Source organism: Sphingomonas cavernae (genome assembly GCF_003590775.1).
Taxonomy (GTDB): Bacteria; Pseudomonadota; Alphaproteobacteria; order Sphingomonadales; family Sphingomonadaceae; genus Sphingobium_A; species Sphingobium_A cavernae.
In genome coordinates, this window is sequence record NZ_QYUM01000004.1 from 131,010 (window position 1) to 147,949 (window position 16,940).

The following is a 16,940-nucleotide window of genomic DNA, read 5'->3' on the forward strand; positions in this document are numbered from 1 at the left end:
GACTCTCCCCGCTGCGCTCACCCTGAGCTTGTCGAAGGGTGTGGCTGGGCTTCGACAAGCTCAGCCCGAGCGCGGTGGGGGTCCATTCTGCGCATCTGACCATGCAGATCTGGGTCGGCCTCGGCAATCCGGGCGCGCTTTACGCGATGCACCGGCACAATGTCGGCTTCATGGCCGTCGACGCCATCGCCGCCGTGCATGATTTTTCGCCCGTAAAGAAGGGCTTCCAGGGCTGGACGCAGGAAGGCCGCATCGGCGGCGACAAGATCCTGCTGCTCAAGCCCGCCACCTTCATGAACGAAAGCGGCCGCGCCGTCGGCGAGGCGATGCGCTTCTACAAGCTCGAACCAAGCCAAGTGACCGCGTTTCACGACGAACTCGACCTCGCGCCTTTCAAGGTGAAGGTGAAGATCGGCGGCGGCACAGCGGGGCATAACGGCCTGCGCTCGACCGAGGCGCATATCGGCAATAATTTCCGCCGCGTGCGGATCGGGATAGGACATCCGGGGCACAAGGACCGCGTCACGGGGCACGTGCTCGGCAACTATGCCAAGAGCGAGATCGATCCGCTGTCCGACATGCTGGGCGCTATCGCAGCCGAGGCCGACTGGCTGGCCAACGGTAACGATCCCCGCTTCATGAGCGATGTGGCGCTGAGACTGCAAACTACCGATTGACCCACCCGTGTCATTCCCGCGAAAGCGGGAATTTATAAGGTGCCCGGGCGGGTCTCAAAAATCGTCTGGATTCCCGCTTTCGCGGGAATGACAATGAGTGAGGAATATCAATGGGTTTTCGCTGCGGCATCGTCGGTCTTCCAAATGTCGGCAAGTCGACGCTTTTCAACGCGCTGACCCAGACCGCGGCGGCGCAGGCGGCGAACTATCCGTTCTGCACGATCGAGCCCAATGTCGGGAACGTCGCGGTGCCCGATGACCGGCTCCAGCAACTCGCGAGCATCGCGGACTCGGCCAAGATCATCGAGACGCAGCTTGGCTTTGTCGACATCGCCGGGCTGGTGCGCGGCGCGTCGAAGGGCGAAGGGTTGGGCAACCAGTTCCTCGGCAATATCCGCGAGGTGGACGCTATCGTCCATGTGCTGCGCTGTTTCGAGAATGACGACATCCAGCATGTCGACAACAAGGTCGATCCGATCGCCGACGCCGAGACCGTCGAGACCGAGCTGATGCTCGCCGATCTGGAAAGCCTCGAGAAGCGCGTGCCCAACTATGTGAAGAAGGGCCAGCAGGGCGACAAGGAAGCGAAGATCGCGGCCAGCGTCCTCGGCCAGGCGCTCGAGCTGCTGCGCGAAGGAAAGCCTGCGCGGCTGACCCAGCCCAAGGACGAGGAAGAGCGCCGCGTCTTCGATCAGGCGCAGCTCCTGACCTCGAAGCCCATCCTCTATGTCTGCAATGTCGAAGAAGAAAGCGCCGCCAACGGCAATGCTTTCTCCGCCAGGGTGTTCGAGAAGGCCAGGGCCGAAGGCGCGCAGGCGGTGGTCGTCTCCGCCGCGATCGAGGCCGAGATCGCGACGATGGAGCCTGCGGACCGCGCCGAGTTCCTGTCCGACCTTGGCCTTTCGGAAACCGGCCTCACGCGCGTGATCCGCGCGGGCTACGAGCTGCTCCACCTGATCACCTTCTTCACAGTCGGCCCCAAGGAGGCGCGTGCCTGGACCGTCGAAAAGGGCTCGAAGGCGCCGCAGGCCGCGGGCGAGATCCACAGCGACTTCGAACGCGGCTTCATCCGCGCCGAGACGACCGCGTTCGCCGACTATATCGCCTGCAAGGGCGAGGCTGGCGCGCGCGACGCGGGCAAACTGCGCCAGGAAGGCAAGGACTATGTCGTCCAGGACGGCGACGTGATGCTGTTCCGCTTCAACGTGTAGTTGCTCTTCCCCTCCCTGGAAGGGAGGGGTCAGGGGTGGGTGCCGCCGCGTGAGCGGCGGGTTTGTCCTCCAAAGAACGCTCGCTTCGCTCGCCACCCACCCCCAGCCCCTCCCTTCCAGGGAGGGGAGTGCAGCCTAGACCCCGTCATCAATTCGTAGCAAAGCGACGCCATGGGCCGATGGCCCAATGGAGATAATCGTGCCGCTTTTCCGCAGCTTCGTCGCCGCCCTCGCACTCACCGCTCTCGCCGCCTGCGCGCAGACACCGCCCGCCAATATCGCGCAGGCGCAACAGCAGGCGCGCGCGCCAGTCACGATTCTCATTTCAATCGACGGCTTTCGCCCCGATTATCTCGACCGCGGCATGACGCCGGTATTGTCGCGGCTGGCGGCCGAGGGCGTGCGCGGGGCGATGCGCCCCGCCTTCCCCTCCAAGACCTTCCCCAACCATTATACGCTCGTCACCGGCAAGCGCCCCGACGGCAACGGCATCGTCGCCAACAAGATGGAAGACCCCCGCCGCCCCGGTGAGGTCTTCACCATGGCGAGCGACGATCCTTTCTGGTGGAACGAGGCAACGCCGATCTGGGTCGACGCCGAAAAGGCGGGCGTGCGTACCGCGACGATGTTCTGGCCCGGCTCCAATGTCGCGATCGGCGGGGAGCGCGCGCCCAAATGGCCGCACACGATCAGCGGCGGCACGCGCCCTTCCGACTGGCAGCAGTTCAATCAGGAGATCAGCAACACCCAGCGCGTCAACGCGGTGGCGGATTGGCTGCGTAGGCCAGCGGACATTCGCCCACGTCTGGTTACGCTCTATTTCGACACGGTGGACACCGCGGGTCACACCTACGGCCCCAGTGATCCACGGACGCTCGAAGCCGTGGCCGAAGTCGACCGCCACATCGGCGCCCTCGTCACCACGCTTGCCGAGCTTGGCCAGCCCGCCAATCTCGTCTTCGTATCCGATCATGGCATGGCGGAGACATCGTCGACACGCACCATCGCGCTGGACACGCTTTTGACGGCGGGCGACTATCGCGTCGTCGAGGCTGGCCCCTATGCCGCGCTGGCCGCGATGCCGGGTCATGAAGCCGCGCTGGAAGCGAAACTGCTTGCGCCCCATCCCCACATGCAATGCTGGCGCAAGGCCGAGATTCCCGCGCGCTTCCATTATGGCCGCAACGCGCGTGTGCCCGCCTATCTCTGTCTTGCCGAAACGGGCTGGCAGATCACCGAGCGCGCGGTTTCGGGCAGTTTTGTCGGCGGCAATCACGGCTATGACCATGAAGCCGCCGACATGGCGGCGCTGTTCGTCGCGAATGGCCCGGCCTTCCGCACGGGCGCATCGGTGCCGACCTTCGACAATGTCGATATCCAGCCGCTGCTCGCGCGCCTGATCGGGGTAACGCCCAGCCCTGGCGACGGATCGGCGACGGCGTTCGAGGCGGTGCTTGTATCACGACGCAATTGACGTTTCCGTAATCGTCATGTTCAGTCGGCCGGGAATCAACCGTCCCGGAGAGAGTAATGCAGTATTTCGAGGATCTGGAAATCGGCGCGAAGAATCGCTTCGGTCGCTATGAGGTCACGCGCGACGACGTGATCGCGTTTGCGGAGAAGTTCGATCCGCAGCCCTTCCACCTCTCCGACGAGGCGGCGGCCAAAACCTATTTCGGACGGATCGCGGCGAGCGGCTGGCACACCTGCGCGATGGTGATGGCGATGATTGTCGAGAACCTGGAAAAGCACAAACAGGCGGGCCTCGGCGGCATCGGCATCGACGAACTGCGCTGGCTGAAGCCCGTCTATCCCGGCGACGTGCTGAGCGTGGAAACCGAGCTGCTCGAGAAGAAGCGCTCGCGCAGCAAACCGCATATGGGTTCGTTCAAGTCACGCCTGACAGCGTTCAACCAGAATGACGAGCCGGTGATGAGCTATGTCAACACCGCGCTGATCGCGACGCGCGGCCCCGAGGGTGGCGACTAGGCCGCGAAGCCTGAAGGTGGGTGTCGGTTTTCGATCAGTTGCAAACGTGGCTGCTCCCCTCCCTGAAAGGGAGGGGCTGGGGGTGGGTAGGCGCGCTTAGCGCGCCTCGCTATTCTGCTTGGATGCATCGTATCCCGGCCCATATGACCGCCAATGCCCGTGCGCTGCGCAACGGCCAGACGCTTGCGGAGCGGCTGCTGTGGCACCGCCTGTCATGCTATCGCCCCCGATTTACACGTCAGTTGGTGATTGGGCCTTATATCGTTGATATCGCATGCCGGACAGCGAAGCTGGCGATCGAGCTCGATGGCAGCCAGCATGTCGAGGCGGCCGGTTATGATGCCGACCGGACCGCCTTTCTGGAGCAGCATGGTTGGGTCGTCCTGCGCTTCTGGAATGGCGAGGTACTTGAGAACCTCGAGGGCGTTGTCGAGGCGATCCTCAACAAGGCCGCCGAGTGCCTCGGCGGCACCCACCCCCAACCCCTCCCTTCCAGGGAGGGGAGAAGAAAGGCTTGAACGTCCGCTAACCACCCCGGAGCGGGCTTCGCTGCCCAACCATATGCCGCGCTGACACCGCACGTCCCTCAATCCCGCTGGCGCGGGCTGCCGCCGCGGCCGGTGCTGCTCCTCTCGCCCGAACGCGCACGCGCTGACACGCCCCGGCCCTCGCCGCGCTCCATACGCTGCTGCGGACGCGCTGCATCGCTGCGCTGGCGGTTCGCGCTTCGGCCCGGATTGGCCAGGTCGTCGGCGCGAAGGTCACGCCTCGCATCGCTTCGACCGCCGCGGAAGCCGCGCCGATCCTGGCCCTGCCAGCCGGGACGGCCGACAAGGCTGCCGGGGTCCGCGAAGTCCTGAGCCTGCAGATCGCGGCGAGGACCGCGCCGGCCGTCGCGCGGCCCGCGGTCATTATCGCGCCATGCGTGCCGGCGCCCTTCCCAATAACGGCGATGCCCGTCGGACCAGCGATGGCGATGACCCTTGCGGTCGAACACATAATAGCCAGTGCCGGGGTAGTAGAAGCCGTCATACCAGCCATACCGGCGCGGGTAGTAGTCGTCATAATACCAGGGGTCGTAATAGCCCGCGCCATAGCCGACCGAGACGCCGCCATAGCCATAGCCGTCGTCATAGGCGCAGCCGGCAAGCCCGGCCGAGGCGATGAGTGCAAGCAGGATCGTGCGTATCCGTGGCACGTACATGGGAACTCTCCAGACATCCCCTGTCATGGCGAAGATGGTCGGCCAGGCGCCTTGAACAAGATGTGAACCGAGCACTAAAATTCACCTTCGGCACCTACGCCGTTCGGGCTGAGCTTGTCGAAGCCTGTCCTGAGCGGCCGCCGCAGGCGGACGGCCGAAGGGCCCTTTCCTTCTGAAGCCGCGCGCGAAAAGAAGAAGAGGGCTTCGACAAGCTCAGCCCGAACGGCGATGCAGATAGCTCAAGTTCTCAGTCGCCCTCGAAGGCCATCAGGCTGAGCGTCTCGACGCCGGCGTCGCGCAGTCGCGCAGCACCGCCGAGATCGGGCAGATCGACCGCGAACACTGCGCCTGCGACCACGCCGCCGTGATTGCGGATGAGTTCGACCGTGGCCATCACCGTGCCGCCCGTCGCGATCAGATCGTCGACGATCAGCACGCGCGTCGCGGGCTGGAGGTCGTGCGCGTGCATCTCGAGCCGGTCGGTGCCGTATTCGAGCGCATAGTCGACGCCGACGCGTGCCCCCGGCAGCTTGCCGGGCTTGCGGATGGGAAGGACGCCGACGCCGAGCGACTTGGCTATCGCCGCGCCGAAGATGAAGCCGCGCGCCTCGACCGCCGCGATCAGATCGGGCCGAAGCGGCGCCGCGAGCGCCGTCAGCCGGTCCACACAAACGGAAAAGCCTGCCCCGTCGAGGAGCAGGCTTGTGATATCCCGGAACTGGATCCCCGGCTTCGGAAAGTCGGGGATGGTCCGAATGAGCGCCTTCAGATCGTCATTGCCGCTGAAGGCGCTCATCGTTTTCCTCAGTGCTTCTTGTCGCGCCAGATATTCTGATACGCCATGTAGGTCAGCACCGTGAAGATCAGCAGGAATGCCAGGACTGCAAGACCCGTGCTGTGGCGGTTCTCCAGCTTGGGCTCCGCGGTCCAGGTGAGGAACGCCGCGACGTCCTTCGACATCTGGTCGACCGTCGGCTTGGTGCCGTCCGAATAGCTCACCTGGCCTTCGCTCGTGAGCGGCGGCGCCATCGCGAGGTTCAGGTTCGCGAAGTACGGATTGTAGTGCAGGCCGGCGCCGGTCTTGGAGTCCGGGAACTGCTTGAGCAGTTCCGCAGGCTGGTTCTGATAGCCCGTCAGCAGCGAGTAGACATAGTTCGAGCCGTCATGCCGCGCCTTGGCGATGAGCGACAGGTCGGGCGGCAGCGCGCCGGCATTGCCCGCACGCGCAGCGATCTCGTTGGCGAAGGGCGCTGGAATGCGATCGGCCGGGATCGACTTGCGGGTCGCGGGCTCGCCCGTTTCCTCATTGATCGTCGGCGTCTCGACCGCCCATTCGCTGGCGAGCGTCTTGGTCTGGCCTTCGGTGTAGCCGATGCCCTGCAGGTCACGGAAGGTGACGAGGCGGAGCGAGTGGCACGCCGCGCAGACTTCCTTGTAGACCTGGAAGCCGCGCTGGAGCTGCCCCCGGTCGAACTTGCCGAGCGGGCCGTTGAAGGAGAAGTCGACCTTCTTGGGGTGTTCGTGGAACTCATGCTCCGCGGTGGGGACGGGCGGCTCTTTCACATAAGCCACCGCACCCCACAGGAGCGACCAGAGCAGAACCCCGACGAAGCCGAGGCCGACGAGAAATCCGATAGGACGGACCATTTTCTTGTTACCCCTTATTCGGCCGGCGCGAGGGCGGCTTCGCCCGTCGTCTTGCCGGACTTCGAAAGCACCGCTTCGGTGATGGAATTCGGCAGCGGAAGCGGCCGCTCGATGCGCGAGATGATCGGGATGATGATCAGGAAGTGCGCGAAATAGTACGCCGCGGCGATCTGCGAGATCATCACGAAGGGCTCTTCAGCCGGCGCGCCGCCGCAATAGCCGAGGATCGCAACGTCGATCATGAGCAGCCAGAAGAACTTCCTGAAGGTCGGCCGGTAGCTGCCCGAACGCACGGGCGACTTGTCGAGCCAGGGCAGGAAGAACAGCAGCAGGATCGACGCGAACATCGCGACCACGCCCCAGAGCTTCGCGGGGAGGATGAAATCCACCGTGAAGGCGCGCAGGATCGCGTAGAACGGCCAGAAATACCATTCGGGAACGATATGCGCGGGCGTCGAGAGCGGGTTGGCCGGGATATAGTTGTCCGGGTGACCCAGCAGGTTCGGCGCGAAGAAGAGCAGCGCCGCGAAGATGATCAGGAACACGCCCAGCCCGAAACCGTCCTTCGCCGTATAGTACGGGTGGAACGGCACGGTGTCCTGCGGTCCCTTCACGTCGACGCCCGTCGGGTTGCTCGAACCCGGGATGTGGAGCGCCCAGATGTGGAGGATGACCACGCCCAGGATGACGAAGGGCAGCAGATAGTGGAGCGAAAAGAAGCGGTTGAGCGCGGCGTTATCCGGCGCAAAACCACCCAGCAGCCAGGTCTGGATCGGCTCGCCGACCAGCGGGATCGCGCCGAACAGGCCGGTGATCACCTTCGCGCCCCAGAAGCTCATCTGACCCCAGGGAAGGACATAGCCCATGAAGGCAGTGGCCATCATCAGCAGGAAGATGACGAGGCCGAGCAGCCACACCATCTCGCGCGGGGCCTTGTAGGATCCGTAATAAAGGCCACGGAAGATGTGCAGATAGACGACGATGAAGAACATCGATGCGCCGTTGGCGTGCGCATAGCGCAGCATCCAGCCCGAATTGACGTCGCGCATGATGTGCTCGACCGAGTCGAACGCAACCGCGCCATTGGCGGCATAGTGCATGGCAAGCACGATGCCGGTGATGAGCTGGATCGCCAATGCAGCGCCCGCGAGGACGCCGAAGTTCCAGAAATAATTCAGGTTGCGCGGAACCGGATAGCCGGCGCCGATCGCGTTGTAGACGAGCCGCGGCAAAGGCAGCTTTTCGTCCATATAGCGCATGAAGGGATGCTTCGGCGCATATTGCTCAGCCCAGGGAAAGCTCATGGTTTTCTACCTCAACCGACCTGAACGACGGTGTCTGACGTGAAATTATACTCCGGCACCTCGAGATTGGTCGGGGCCGGGCCTTTGCGGATGCGCGCGGCGGTGTCGTAGTGCGAGCCGTGACAGGGGCAGAAATATCCGCCGAACTCGCCCTTCACCTCGCCCTCGGCCGCACCAAGCGGCACGCAACCCAGGTGGGTGCAGACGCCCATGGTGATGAGCCACTGGGTCTTGCCCGCCTTGGTCCGCTCTTCGAGTGTCTGCGGATCGCGCAAGGAGTCGAGCGGCACGGCGTCAGCCTCCTTGATCTCCTGGGGGGTCAAGTGACGCACGAACAGCGGCTGTTTGCGGAAGATCGTCTTGATCGCCTGACCCGGCTGGATCTGCGAGACGTCGACCTCGATTGAGGCCAGCGCCAGCACGTCAGCCGACGGGTTCATCTGGTTGATGAGCGGCAGGGCCACAGCGGCCGCGCCAACGCCGGCGAAACTCACCGCCGCGATATTGATGAAGTCCCGGCGCCTGACGCCCTCCTCGGAGGGGGCGGCCTCGGCCGGTCCGGTTGTTTCAAGCGTAGCCATTCACCTGCCCTTGCGCTTCGAATCGAATTGCCGAGGCCAGCAGCTCCTTGCTGTTGAGCAAATAACCAGACCCCTGCACGACCACCCTCGTGCCCATATACGGGTCTCCCGGCGGTTCCGCGCGCCTGATAGCCAAGGAATCATCAAAAAGCCAACAGCCAATTTGACCGGCTTGTGACGACGCGCGGCGCTGCTTAAGGCGAGCGCCATGCGGATAGCGCTCTACCAGCCCGAGATCGCCGGAAACGTGGGCGCGATCCTGCGCCTTTCGGCGTGTTTCGGCGTGCCCGTCGACATCATCGAGCCATGCGGCTTCGCCTTTTCGGACAAGCGACTCGCGCGCGCGGGAATGGATTATGCCGCCGAGGCGGAAATTGCGCGCCATGCCGACTGGGATGCCTTCGAATCTGGCCGGACGGGGCGACTTGCGCTGATGACCACCAGGGGCAGCGTTTCGCTCTATGATACAAGCTTCCGCCCCGACGATATCATCCTGCTGGGGTCCGAAGGCGCCGGCGTGCCCGAGCATGTCCACGAACGCGCCGATCTGCGCATTCGCATTCCGCTGCGCGTGGGCTTCCGCTCCTTGAATGTCGGCATGTCGGCTGGCATCGCGCTCGCCGAGGCGCTCAGGCAAACGAAAGGCTTACCCGAATGATCGAGCTCGATTCCGAACAACAGGCCGCGCGCGACTGGTTCGAATCCCTGCGGACGCGCATCTGCGCCGAGTTCGAGAGCATCGAGCGCGAAGCGGGAAGCGACGCGTCGTTCGACTATATCGCGTGGGATCGCACCGATCCGAGCGGCGAACATGGCGGTGGCGGCGTTCGCGGCGTGATGAAGGGGCGCGTTTTCGAAAAGGTCGGCGTCAACGTCTCGACCGTCGGCGGCAGCCTCGAGGGCGACTTCGCCAAGACGATCCATGGCGCAGCAGAGGATCCCGGCTTCTGCGCGACAGGCATCAGCCTGGTCGCGCACATGGCGAACCCGCACGTGCCTGCGGTCCACATGAACACGCGCTTCCTGACGACCACCAAACGCTGGTTCGGCGGCGGCGCCGACCTCAACCCGCCCATCCCCTATGAAGACGACACGCGCGATTTCCACGCGCGGCTGAAGGCGGCGTGCGACGCGCACGATCCCGAGCATTATCCGCGCTTCAAGCAATGGGCCGACGACTATTTCTATATCCCGCACCGCAAGGTGCACCGCGGCGTCGGCGGAATCTTCTACGATCACCTCGAAGGCGATTTCGACGCCAATTTCGCGTTCACGCGCGATGTGGGCGATGCGTTCCTCGATATCTTCCCCGAGATCGTGCGGCGGCGCATGGGCATGGCCTGGACCGTGGAAGACAAGGCGCGCCAGCTCGAATGGCGCGGGCGCTACGCCGAGTTCAATCTGGTCTATGACCGCGGCACGCTGTTCGGGCTCAAGACCGGCGGCAATATCGATGCGATTCTGATGAGCCTCCCTCCGGAGGCGACATGGGGCTGAGCGCGGTCCCCAAGGGGCAGGTGGCGGCGATCGTCACCTCGCTCGAGATGCTGGAATCTCCCGCGCGCAGGCCCCTGCCCGCCTCCCCGCTGCGCCTCGAACGCTGGAGGGCGCCATCGCCCGAGAAATATCGCGTGCTGTTCCGCCGCGTCGGCGAACCCTGGCTATGGTTTTCGCGCCTGATCATGGACGATGATCGCCTGATCGAGATCATCCATGACGAGCGCGACGAGATCTATGCGGTGGTCGACGCACAGGGGATCGAGGTCGGCATCCTCGAACTCGATTTCCGTGAAGAGGGCCAGTGCGAGCTGGGCTTTTTCGGCCTGGTCCCTGAACTGTCAGGTCAGGGCCATGGGCGCTGGCTGATGGCGCAGGCGATGGCGCTCGGCTGGCGAAAGGGCATCAAGCGGCTCTGGGTCCACACCTGCACGCTCGATTCTCCCGGCGCGCTTGGCTTCTACCGGCGTCAGGGCTTCACGCCCTTCGCACGCTCGGTCGAAACCTTCGACGATCCGCGCCTCCACGGCTGGCTGCCACGCCAGGCCGCGCCGCATGTGCCGCTGATCGAAGGTTAATGTGGGCCGTAGCACCGCACAAACCGAATACTATGTGGCGAGTTCGGAAGTCGTCATGCTGAACTTGTTTCAGCATCCCTGAACACCGCGTCGTCAGGTCTTGCACCGTCCGTGTTCATGGACCCTGAAACAAGTTCAGGGTGACGAAACATGTTTCGCCCGAACGGGACCCTCAAGCCAGTTGCGCGTAAATCCGCGCTATCGCCGCACTGACAAAGACCGATACGACCGCGTTGAGCAGGCCGCTGAGCACGAGCAGCAGCACCGCGGGCAGGCTGCCCGGATCGGGCGTCCCCGCAACGAGCAGGACGAAGATGCCCCCGATCGCATTGACCGCAACGGCGATGATGATCGCGACGATCGCGACGACGATGAGGAAGCCCAGCAGCTTCCAGAAATGGCCCGCGGTCAGCGCCCAGCTCCGCTTGAGCATTGCGATCGGCCCGACGGCCTCATTCGCGCCCACCGGATTGACGAGCATTAGCCGCACGCAGACGAAGAGCAGCACGGGCAGCGTGGCGAGCAGCAGCAGCGCGGTCAATCCGGCACCAACGCCGATCTTCTCGCCGGCCGATGCGACCGCAATCGGGGTAGCAATCAGCGCCACGACGAGCCCGAACACGAAGACTCCACCGAAAACGGGCAGCACGCGCCGCGCGGCGGCGGCGATCGCATCCTTGACCACGGTGCCGGGGTGCAGCGCCATGATCGTGAGCGTCAACGTGCCGAGTAGCGTTACGAGCAGCATCGGCAGGAAGAAGAGCGGCCAGAGGCCGGGTTCGGGCTGCTGCCCGGGTACGGGCACGGGCGCGGTCGCCTGAAACAGGATGCTCGGCAGCGCGATCAGCGCAAAGGCAACCGGAAAGAGCAGCGACCCCTCGCGCTTCACGAAGGTCGCGGCTTCGTTCCACGCCGCCGAGATCGAGAGGTTTTTCATCAGATTCCTTCCTGTTGCACGGGGCCGCTTATGCGCAAAGCCGCGGCGCTGCACAATCCGCCCTTGTCAGTGGCCCGAGTCGACGCCAATTAGCCGGGAAATGACCGATCCATCCGCTATCGAATGGCAGCAAAGTGCCGGGCGCGTCCCCTATCCCGAGGCCCTCGCCGACATGGAGGCGCGCGCCAATGCGATCTTCGCGGGCGAAGCGGGCGAGCGGATCTGGCTGCTCGAACATCCCCCGCTCTACACCGCGGGCACGAGCGCTGACCCCGCCGAGCTGCTCGATCCGCGTTTTCCCGTCTATCCGGCGGGGCGTGGTGGTCGTTACACCTATCACGGTCCGGGGCAGCGCGTTGGCTATATCCAGCTCAACCTCGCCAACCACGGACGCGACGTGCGCTGCTTCGTCAGCGCGGTCGAGGGCTGGGTGATCGCGGCGCTGGCCGAACTGGGCGTCGAGGCCTGGCGCGCACCGGGGCGGATCGGCATCTGGACCAACGACAATGGCCGCGAGGCCAAGATCGGCGCGATCGGCGTGCGCGTACGTCGCTGGGTGACGCTGCATGGCTTCTCCCTGAACGTCGATCCCGATTTGGCTCATTTTGGCGGCATCGTGCCCTGCGGGCTTGCGGAATACCCGGTCACGAGCCTGGCGGCGCTGGGCCGAAACCCTGGAATGCAGGCGGTCGACGACGCACTGAAACAGAGCTTTTCGGCCTTCCTCGCATCGGTTGACTGCCCGCAAAGAAGCGGTTGAGGCATATCAACTTTCTGTTTAGGCTCCCGGTCGATTTGGGCAGAAGGCCACAGGCCACCAGATCAAGGGTCAAATAGGGAGTTCGAAAATGCGTGACATCCTCGCCAAGCTGATGACCGGTTCGATGATCGCCGGGGCGGCGCTTCTGGTTTCCGCGTGCGGCAAGACCGAGCCGGCAACCAATGACACCGCCAATGTCGTTGAGATGAATGCCGAAGATTCGATGATGAACGGCACGACCAGCGACATGATGACCAACACCGACGCCGCGATGGGCGCCGATGCCAATATGGCCGCCGACGTCAATGCGGCGAACGCTGCCAATGCGGCAGACGCAACCAATGCCTCGGCGAATGCGACCAACGCGTCCAACGCGAACTAATCCGGGTGGGGGCTGCGTGAGCCCCCACCACATCGACGCAAAGCGGCCGTCCGGTGATCCGGGTGGCCTTTTTCATGACTGGTTCCGGCCTGTGCGTCGAAAAACAGCCCGGGCGTGCCCGGCAACAGACGAATACAGACTTCGCCCTTGAGCCGGACTCCCAAAGAACCTAGGCATGTGTCCATGTTCGGGGTTGAGACTTCAAGGCGGGAAAAGATGATGGCGGGGATCAAGGCCGCGGCGGTAGCCGTGGCGGCATTCGGTATGGCAATGGCGGCGCCCGCGTCGGCGCAGATCTTCCTGAAATCACCAAATTTTACGGGCGCGCGCGTAACCGGAGCCGAGCCGGGCGTGATGTTGCCGCTGCCGGGAGCGCGGCCGGAAGAGCTGCGCGCAGCGATGGTGTGGGGCATGCGCGCGGGACTCAACGTGGCAGCGCTGCAATGTCAGTTCGCGCCGACGCTGCTGACGCTCAACCAGTATAACTATATCCTGTCGGATCATTCGACCGAGCTCGCCAAGGCGTATGATACGCTGCACGGCTATTTCAAACGCCACCACAAGAACGCCAAGGCGGCGCTGACCGCGCTCGACCAATATGGCACGCGAACCTATCTCGGCTTCTCGACGGTACACGGCCAGCTCGGCTTTTGCCTGACCGCCAGCCGCATCGGCAGCGCAGCGATGTTCGCGCCCAAAAACGGGCTCGGCGAGCTGGCCTCCGAGCGGATGATGGAATTCCGCAACAGCCTGAAGGCAGCGGGCGAGCAGCAGTTCCCGAGATTTCTGGTGTATGACTATCGCGAACAGCCGCCGCGGCTGGACAATGCGTGCTGGGACAGGAAGAACACGCTCAAGAAGAGCTGCCGGGCAGGCTAACCCGCCCTCCCTGTCATTCCCGCGAAAGCGGGAATCCAAGCGGAGCCCGGCAAGCGCAGCGTGGTTTTTAGTGTCCTCTGGATTCCCGCTTTCGCGGGAATGACACGAGGGGGTGGCGCCTACCTTAACCCCAGCAGCTTGTGCGTCTGCAGCGACAGTCGCCATTTGGGGCGCGCCATCGCGAAATCGATCGCCGCGCGGACATTGTCTTCGCCGCGCACATCGTCCATCGGCTGGATGAGGAAGTGGCGGAAGTCCCATCCCTCCATCGCCTCGACATCGCTGCCCGGCTGCGGCCAGACGAGTTTCAGTTCGTCGCCCGAGCGCTGGACGATCTCGCTGCCCGCCTTGGGACTGACGCAAATCCAGTCGATCCCCTCGGGCGCGGCGATCGTGCCGTTGGTCTCCAGCGCAACCTCGAAACCCTCGGCATGGAGCGCGTCGATCAGCGGCGCATCGAGCTGGAGCAGCGGCTCGCCGCCCGTGCAGACGATATAGGCCAGATCGCGGTTCTCGCCCCAGAGCGCCGCGACGGCGCGTGCCAGCGCCGCCCCATCGGCGAACTTGCCCCCGCCAGTGCCTTCGGTGCCAACGAAATCGGTGTCGCAAAACTGGCAGATCGCCTTTTCGCGGTCCTGCTCGCGGCCCGTCCAGAGATTGCAGCCGGCAAAGCGCAGGAATACGGCGCGGCGTCCGGCGCGCTGCCCCTCACCTTGGAGCGTGAGGAACATCTCCTTGACGGCGTAGGTCATTGCGCGCCCGTGTCGACCAGTCCAGCGTCGGCGAATCCCTGCGCACGCAGCCGGCAACTGTCGCACGCTCCGCAGGGTCTTCCTTCCGGCGTGGGATCGTAGCACGACCAGCTCATGCCGCTGTCCAGCCCCAAGCGGGCGGCCTCGCGGGCGATCTCGGCCTTGCCCAGATGCTGTAATGGCGCGTGGATCCTGAAAGGTTGTCCTTCGACACCGGCCTTGGTGGCAAGCTCCGCGAGCCGCTCGAAACCCTCGATGAACTCGGGGCGACAATCCGGATAGCCCGAATAGTCGAGCGCATTGACCCCGACATAGATGTCGCGTGCGCCCGCTGCCTCGGCCCAGCCAAGCGCGACCGACAGGAAGATCGTGTTGCGCGCGGGGACGTAGGTAACCGGGATCGCGCCTTCCTCGACACCGGTCTTGGGCACGTCGATGTCGTCGGTCAGCGCGGATCCGCCGAAACCGCGCAGGTCGAGCGGCAGAACGATATGGCGCTCAGCCCCTATCTCTCGGGCGATGCGTGCCGCGGCGTCGAGCTCGACGCGGTGGCGCTGGTTATAATCGATGGTAAGCGCGAGCACGCTGAAGCCGGCTTCCTTCGCGAGCCCGGCGCAGACCATCGAGTCCAGCCCGCCCGAAAGCAGCACCACTGCGCGCCTGCCGCCACCATTCATTGCATTGCTATCCATGATGCGCGGCGCGCTACGCCTTGTGCGCCACGCTGGCAAGGCCCATGGACCTTGATCGTTTCAGGCTGAATCAGCCTGAAACGTGAATCAAGGTCTCAACCATAGGATTAGAGCCTGATTCACGCTTTCAGTGGAAGCGCGCAGCGCTTCCACTTCAACCGGCCAGGCTCTAAAACAAATGGGCCGCACCCTGAAGAGGAGCGGCCCAGTTCAGGCTTTGCAGCCTTGCTAGGGAGGAAAGCGTGTCGAACCCGACACGATGGCCACATTACCAACCTATGGTAAACGACGCGTTAACGACGGCTTCCCTCAGCCGCAATTGCCCACGCGGCGGCCTTCATAGGTGAAGTTGAAGGGGGAATTGTCGGCGATCCCCTGCGAATCGATGTGGATCAGCCGGCTGGTCTCGACCCGGATCGTGGTGCGGCCATGCCCCGCGCCCGGGCAAGTATAATGGACCGTCGCGCGATCGGGCTTGCTGTCGATCACGAAGCGCGAACAGGCACTGGCGCCGTGGCGGATCTGGATCAGCGTGGAAGGGTCGGCGATGCAGATCCGGCGCGGCGCCGCGCTCGATCCTCGCTCGCGCAACTCCCACATCCCCTTCTCGATCCCGGCCAGTGCCGGCAGGCCCGGCGCGCGCGCGGGCTGCCAGGCAGCGGGCGCGGCGGCCGCGGTCAACGCACCGACGGCCAATACGGAGTAACGGGACAGGGACGCGCGCTTCATTCCGACTTTCCTCTATGCCGACCGAAGTCGGCCCGTCGCGACGGCGATCCCCAGAATGCCGCGGCGGGTGGTTGTTACGGTTAGATAATGTCGGCTTAATTAACGGCAAGGCGCAGGCAAGCGATTATTCGCCGGCCTCGATGAGCGGAATCGGGAAGCTGCGGGCGCAAAAGGCGCAATCGACGCGGATGACGCCGTCGTCGTCCGCCATCGCCACGCGCTCGTCCTCAGGGAATTTCCGGATCACCGAGCCGATATGCGCGACGTCGCAGCGACAGCCCCTGGTCAGCGCCTGCCCGCCGAGCAGGCGCACTTCGTCCTCTTCGTTGAACAGCCGCCACACAATGGTTTCGAGCGGCAGCGCGGGATCGGTGAGTTCCCCGGCGCTGATCGTTTCGCCGAGCATGCGGACATGCTCCCATTCGGGATGATCGAGCCGCGTGTGGAGGCGTTCGCGTCCCGCCTCACCCTCGGGCAGATGCTGGAGCAACATGCCCCCCGCGCGGCAGCCTTCCGCGCCGCCCTGCGCTGTCGCAAGGCGGATGATGCTCGGGATCTGCTCGGACTGACAGAAATAGCTTTCGGCCGCCTCGGCGAGCGAAGCGCCCTCCAGCGGCACGATCCCCTGATAGCGTTCGCCCGACACCGCCTGATCGAAGGTGATCGCCAGATAGCCCTTGCCGAACAGCGCGAAGAGCGTGGGGTCCGCGGGCACTTCGGCGAGCCGCCCGGCGTCGAACTTGACGTATCCGCGCACCTCGCCCGCACGATAATCGCAGACGAGCAAATCGATGACGCCGCTTTCGGTCTGCGCCTGGAGCGTCATCTGCCCCTCTTCGCCCTTGAGCGTCGAACCAAGCAGCGCGGTCAGCGCCAGCGCTTCAGCCAGCACCTTCTCGATCGCGGGCGGATAGCCGTGCGCGGCGAGCACCTGATCGAGCACGGGCCCCAGCCGGACCAGCCGCCCGCGTGCATGGCGGCCGGGAATGGTAAAACCAAGCTGGCGGTCGAGTTCCTGCACCAATTCAGTCATGGCCTCAGCGTACCCCGGCGAAAGCCGGGGTCCATAATGTTACACATCGTGCGCGCGACTCCTGGACCCCGGCTTTCGCCGGGGTACT

General features: G+C 64.5%; 21 protein-coding genes. 11 read left to right on the plus strand and 10 right to left on the minus strand.

Annotated elements, in window-relative coordinates; all coding sequences use genetic code 11:
• Positions 1-101 precede the first annotated feature (101 nt).
• From pth to D3876_RS15895, 5 genes are all read left to right on the plus strand, one after another.
• Positions 102-677 carry an aminoacyl-tRNA hydrolase gene (gene pth / locus D3876_RS15875; RefSeq protein WP_119765549.1) on the plus strand — a complete coding sequence of 192 codons (576 nt, stop codon included), beginning with the start codon at positions 102-104 and terminating at the stop codon, positions 675-677.
• Between the two features lie 110 nt (positions 678-787).
• Positions 788-1,888: a redox-regulated ATPase YchF gene (gene ychF / locus D3876_RS15880; RefSeq protein ID WP_119764149.1), complete on the plus strand. Its 1,101-nt coding sequence runs from the start codon at positions 788-790 to the stop codon at positions 1,886-1,888.
• A gap of 199 nt (positions 1,889-2,087) precedes the next feature.
• Positions 2,088-3,362, plus strand: a complete 1,275-nt coding sequence (locus D3876_RS15885) for an alkaline phosphatase family protein (protein ID WP_420801969.1) — start codon at positions 2,088-2,090, stop codon at positions 3,360-3,362.
• A gap of 56 nt (positions 3,363-3,418) precedes the next feature.
• Entirely contained in the window at positions 3,419-3,877 is a 459-nt protein-coding gene (locus D3876_RS15890) for a MaoC family dehydratase (protein ID WP_119764153.1), read from the plus strand.
• A 122-nt stretch (positions 3,878-3,999) separates the two neighbouring features.
• Positions 4,000-4,395, plus strand: coding sequence for an endonuclease domain-containing protein (locus tag D3876_RS15895; RefSeq protein ID WP_119764155.1), 396 nt, complete (start codon positions 4,000-4,002; stop codon positions 4,393-4,395).
• A 68-nt stretch (positions 4,396-4,463) separates the two neighbouring features.
• On the opposite strand, the gene D3876_RS15900 is transcribed toward D3876_RS15895, so the two are convergent.
• From D3876_RS15900 to petA, 5 genes are all read right to left on the minus strand, one after another.
• Positions 4,464-5,081: a hypothetical protein gene (locus D3876_RS15900; RefSeq protein ID WP_119764157.1), complete on the minus strand. Its 618-nt coding sequence runs from the start codon at positions 5,079-5,081 to the stop codon at positions 4,464-4,466.
• Between the two features lie 247 nt (positions 5,082-5,328).
• The gene (locus tag D3876_RS15905) at positions 5,329-5,877 is read right to left on the minus strand and encodes an adenine phosphoribosyltransferase (protein WP_119764159.1); all 549 of its coding nucleotides are present in this window, start codon (positions 5,875-5,877) and stop codon (positions 5,329-5,331) included.
• 8 nt (positions 5,878-5,885) lie between these two features.
• Positions 5,886-6,728: a cytochrome c1 gene (locus tag D3876_RS15910; protein WP_119764161.1), complete on the minus strand. Its 843-nt coding sequence runs from the start codon at positions 6,726-6,728 to the stop codon at positions 5,886-5,888.
• A gap of 14 nt (positions 6,729-6,742) precedes the next feature.
• A complete protein-coding gene (locus tag D3876_RS15915; protein ID WP_119764163.1) occupies positions 6,743-8,032 on the minus strand; it encodes a cytochrome b in 1,290 nt (429 codons plus the stop codon).
• A gap of 11 nt (positions 8,033-8,043) precedes the next feature.
• Positions 8,044-8,613, minus strand: a complete 570-nt coding sequence (gene petA, locus D3876_RS15920) for a ubiquinol-cytochrome c reductase iron-sulfur subunit (RefSeq protein WP_119764165.1) — start codon at positions 8,611-8,613, stop codon at positions 8,044-8,046.
• Between the two features lie 208 nt (positions 8,614-8,821).
• On the opposite strand from petA, the gene D3876_RS15925 reads away from it, so the two are divergent.
• The 3 genes from D3876_RS15925 to D3876_RS15935 are packed head-to-tail and all read left to right on the plus strand — an operon-like array spanning position 8,822 to position 10,688.
• Positions 8,822-9,271 carry a tRNA (cytidine(34)-2'-O)-methyltransferase gene (locus D3876_RS15925; protein WP_119764167.1) on the plus strand — a complete coding sequence of 150 codons (450 nt, stop codon included), beginning with the start codon at positions 8,822-8,824 and terminating at the stop codon, positions 9,269-9,271.
• Positions 9,268-10,110, plus strand: coding sequence for an oxygen-dependent coproporphyrinogen oxidase (gene hemF / locus D3876_RS15930; RefSeq protein ID WP_119764169.1), 843 nt, complete (start codon positions 9,268-9,270; stop codon positions 10,108-10,110). Before D3876_RS15925 ends, hemF begins: the two co-directional genes overlap by 4 nt.
• The gene (locus tag D3876_RS15935) at positions 10,101-10,688 is read left to right on the plus strand and encodes a GNAT family N-acetyltransferase (RefSeq protein WP_119764171.1); all 588 of its coding nucleotides are present in this window, start codon (positions 10,101-10,103) and stop codon (positions 10,686-10,688) included. The genes hemF and D3876_RS15935 overlap by 10 nt, the downstream gene beginning before the upstream one ends.
• 172 nt (positions 10,689-10,860) lie before the next feature.
• Here the strand turns inward: D3876_RS15935 and D3876_RS15940 are convergent, their stop codons facing one another.
• Positions 10,861-11,625, minus strand: a complete 765-nt coding sequence (locus tag D3876_RS15940; RefSeq protein WP_119764173.1) for a DUF7847 domain-containing protein — start codon at positions 11,623-11,625, stop codon at positions 10,861-10,863.
• Positions 11,626-11,725: 100 nt separating this feature from the next.
• On the opposite strand from D3876_RS15940, the gene lipB reads away from it, so the two are divergent.
• The 3 genes from lipB (at position 11,726) to D3876_RS15955 (ending at position 13,646) form a co-directional block, all read left to right on the plus strand.
• On the plus strand, positions 11,726-12,385 hold the full coding sequence (gene lipB / locus D3876_RS15945) for a lipoyl(octanoyl) transferase LipB (protein WP_119764175.1): 660 nt from the start codon (positions 11,726-11,728) through the stop codon (positions 12,383-12,385).
• A gap of 88 nt (positions 12,386-12,473) precedes the next feature.
• Positions 12,474-12,767, plus strand: a complete 294-nt coding sequence (locus D3876_RS15950; RefSeq protein WP_119764177.1) for a hypothetical protein — start codon at positions 12,474-12,476, stop codon at positions 12,765-12,767.
• Positions 12,768-12,983: 216 nt separating this feature from the next.
• Complete coding sequence (locus D3876_RS15955) at positions 12,984-13,646, plus strand: hypothetical protein (RefSeq protein WP_119764179.1); 663 nt, start codon at positions 12,984-12,986, stop codon at positions 13,644-13,646.
• A 119-nt stretch (positions 13,647-13,765) separates the two neighbouring features.
• Here D3876_RS15955 and queE read toward each other — a convergent pair whose 3' ends face one another.
• From queE to hslO, 4 genes are all read right to left on the minus strand, one after another.
• Positions 13,766-14,398, minus strand: a complete 633-nt coding sequence (gene queE, locus D3876_RS15960; RefSeq protein WP_119764181.1) for a 7-carboxy-7-deazaguanine synthase — start codon at positions 14,396-14,398, stop codon at positions 13,766-13,768.
• On the minus strand, positions 14,395-15,090 hold the full coding sequence (queC, locus tag D3876_RS15965; protein ID WP_119764183.1) for a 7-cyano-7-deazaguanine synthase QueC: 696 nt from the start codon (positions 15,088-15,090) through the stop codon (positions 14,395-14,397). The genes queE and queC overlap by 4 nt, the downstream gene beginning before the upstream one ends.
• A gap of 309 nt (positions 15,091-15,399) precedes the next feature.
• A complete protein-coding gene (locus D3876_RS15970) occupies positions 15,400-15,819 on the minus strand; it encodes a DUF3617 domain-containing protein (RefSeq protein WP_119764185.1) in 420 nt (139 codons plus the stop codon).
• Between the two features lie 124 nt (positions 15,820-15,943).
• Positions 15,944-16,852 (minus strand): Hsp33 family molecular chaperone HslO, encoded by a 909-nt coding sequence (gene hslO / locus D3876_RS15975; RefSeq protein WP_119764187.1) that lies wholly within the window; start codon positions 16,850-16,852, stop codon positions 15,944-15,946.
• Between the last annotated feature and the right edge of the window lie 88 nt (positions 16,853-16,940).

Excerpts from the sequence above, each read along its gene's own strand:
- queE (WP_119764181.1), bottom strand. The coding sequence starts at position 14,398 with ATGACCTACGCCGTCAAGGAGATGTTCCTCACGCTCCAAGGTGAGGGG.
- petA (WP_119764165.1), bottom strand. The coding sequence starts at position 8,613 with ATGGCTACGCTTGAAACAACCGGACCGGCCGAGGCCGCCCCCTCCGAG.
- ychF (WP_119764149.1), top strand. The coding sequence starts at position 788 with ATGGGTTTTCGCTGCGGCATCGTCGGTCTTCCAAATGTCGGCAAGTCG.
- D3876_RS15925 (WP_119764167.1), top strand. The coding sequence starts at position 8,822 with ATGCGGATAGCGCTCTACCAGCCCGAGATCGCCGGAAACGTGGGCGCG.
- D3876_RS15955 (WP_119764179.1), top strand. The coding sequence starts at position 12,984 with ATGATGGCGGGGATCAAGGCCGCGGCGGTAGCCGTGGCGGCATTCGGT.
- D3876_RS15970 (WP_119764185.1), bottom strand. The coding sequence starts at position 15,819 with ATGAAGCGCGCGTCCCTGTCCCGTTACTCCGTATTGGCCGTCGGTGCG.
- D3876_RS15900 (WP_119764157.1), bottom strand. The coding sequence starts at position 5,081 with ATGTACGTGCCACGGATACGCACGATCCTGCTTGCACTCATCGCCTCG.
- hslO (WP_119764187.1), bottom strand. The coding sequence starts at position 16,852 with ATGACTGAATTGGTGCAGGAACTCGACCGCCAGCTTGGTTTTACCATT.
- hemF (WP_119764169.1), top strand. The coding sequence starts at position 9,268 with ATGATCGAGCTCGATTCCGAACAACAGGCCGCGCGCGACTGGTTCGAA.
- D3876_RS15950 (WP_119764177.1), top strand. The coding sequence starts at position 12,474 with ATGCGTGACATCCTCGCCAAGCTGATGACCGGTTCGATGATCGCCGGG.
- D3876_RS15910 (WP_119764161.1), bottom strand. The coding sequence starts at position 6,728 with ATGGTCCGTCCTATCGGATTTCTCGTCGGCCTCGGCTTCGTCGGGGTT.
- queC (WP_119764183.1), bottom strand. The coding sequence starts at position 15,090 with ATGGATAGCAATGCAATGAATGGTGGCGGCAGGCGCGCAGTGGTGCTG.
- lipB (WP_119764175.1), top strand. The coding sequence starts at position 11,726 with ATGACCGATCCATCCGCTATCGAATGGCAGCAAAGTGCCGGGCGCGTC.
- D3876_RS15890 (WP_119764153.1), top strand. The coding sequence starts at position 3,419 with ATGCAGTATTTCGAGGATCTGGAAATCGGCGCGAAGAATCGCTTCGGT.
- D3876_RS15940 (WP_119764173.1), bottom strand. The coding sequence starts at position 11,625 with ATGAAAAACCTCTCGATCTCGGCGGCGTGGAACGAAGCCGCGACCTTC.
- D3876_RS15905 (WP_119764159.1), bottom strand. The coding sequence starts at position 5,877 with ATGAGCGCCTTCAGCGGCAATGACGATCTGAAGGCGCTCATTCGGACC.
- pth (WP_119765549.1), top strand. The coding sequence starts at position 102 with ATGCAGATCTGGGTCGGCCTCGGCAATCCGGGCGCGCTTTACGCGATG.
- D3876_RS15935 (WP_119764171.1), top strand. The coding sequence starts at position 10,101 with ATGGGGCTGAGCGCGGTCCCCAAGGGGCAGGTGGCGGCGATCGTCACC.
- D3876_RS15915 (WP_119764163.1), bottom strand. The coding sequence starts at position 8,032 with ATGAGCTTTCCCTGGGCTGAGCAATATGCGCCGAAGCATCCCTTCATG.
- D3876_RS15895 (WP_119764155.1), top strand. The coding sequence starts at position 4,000 with ATGCATCGTATCCCGGCCCATATGACCGCCAATGCCCGTGCGCTGCGC.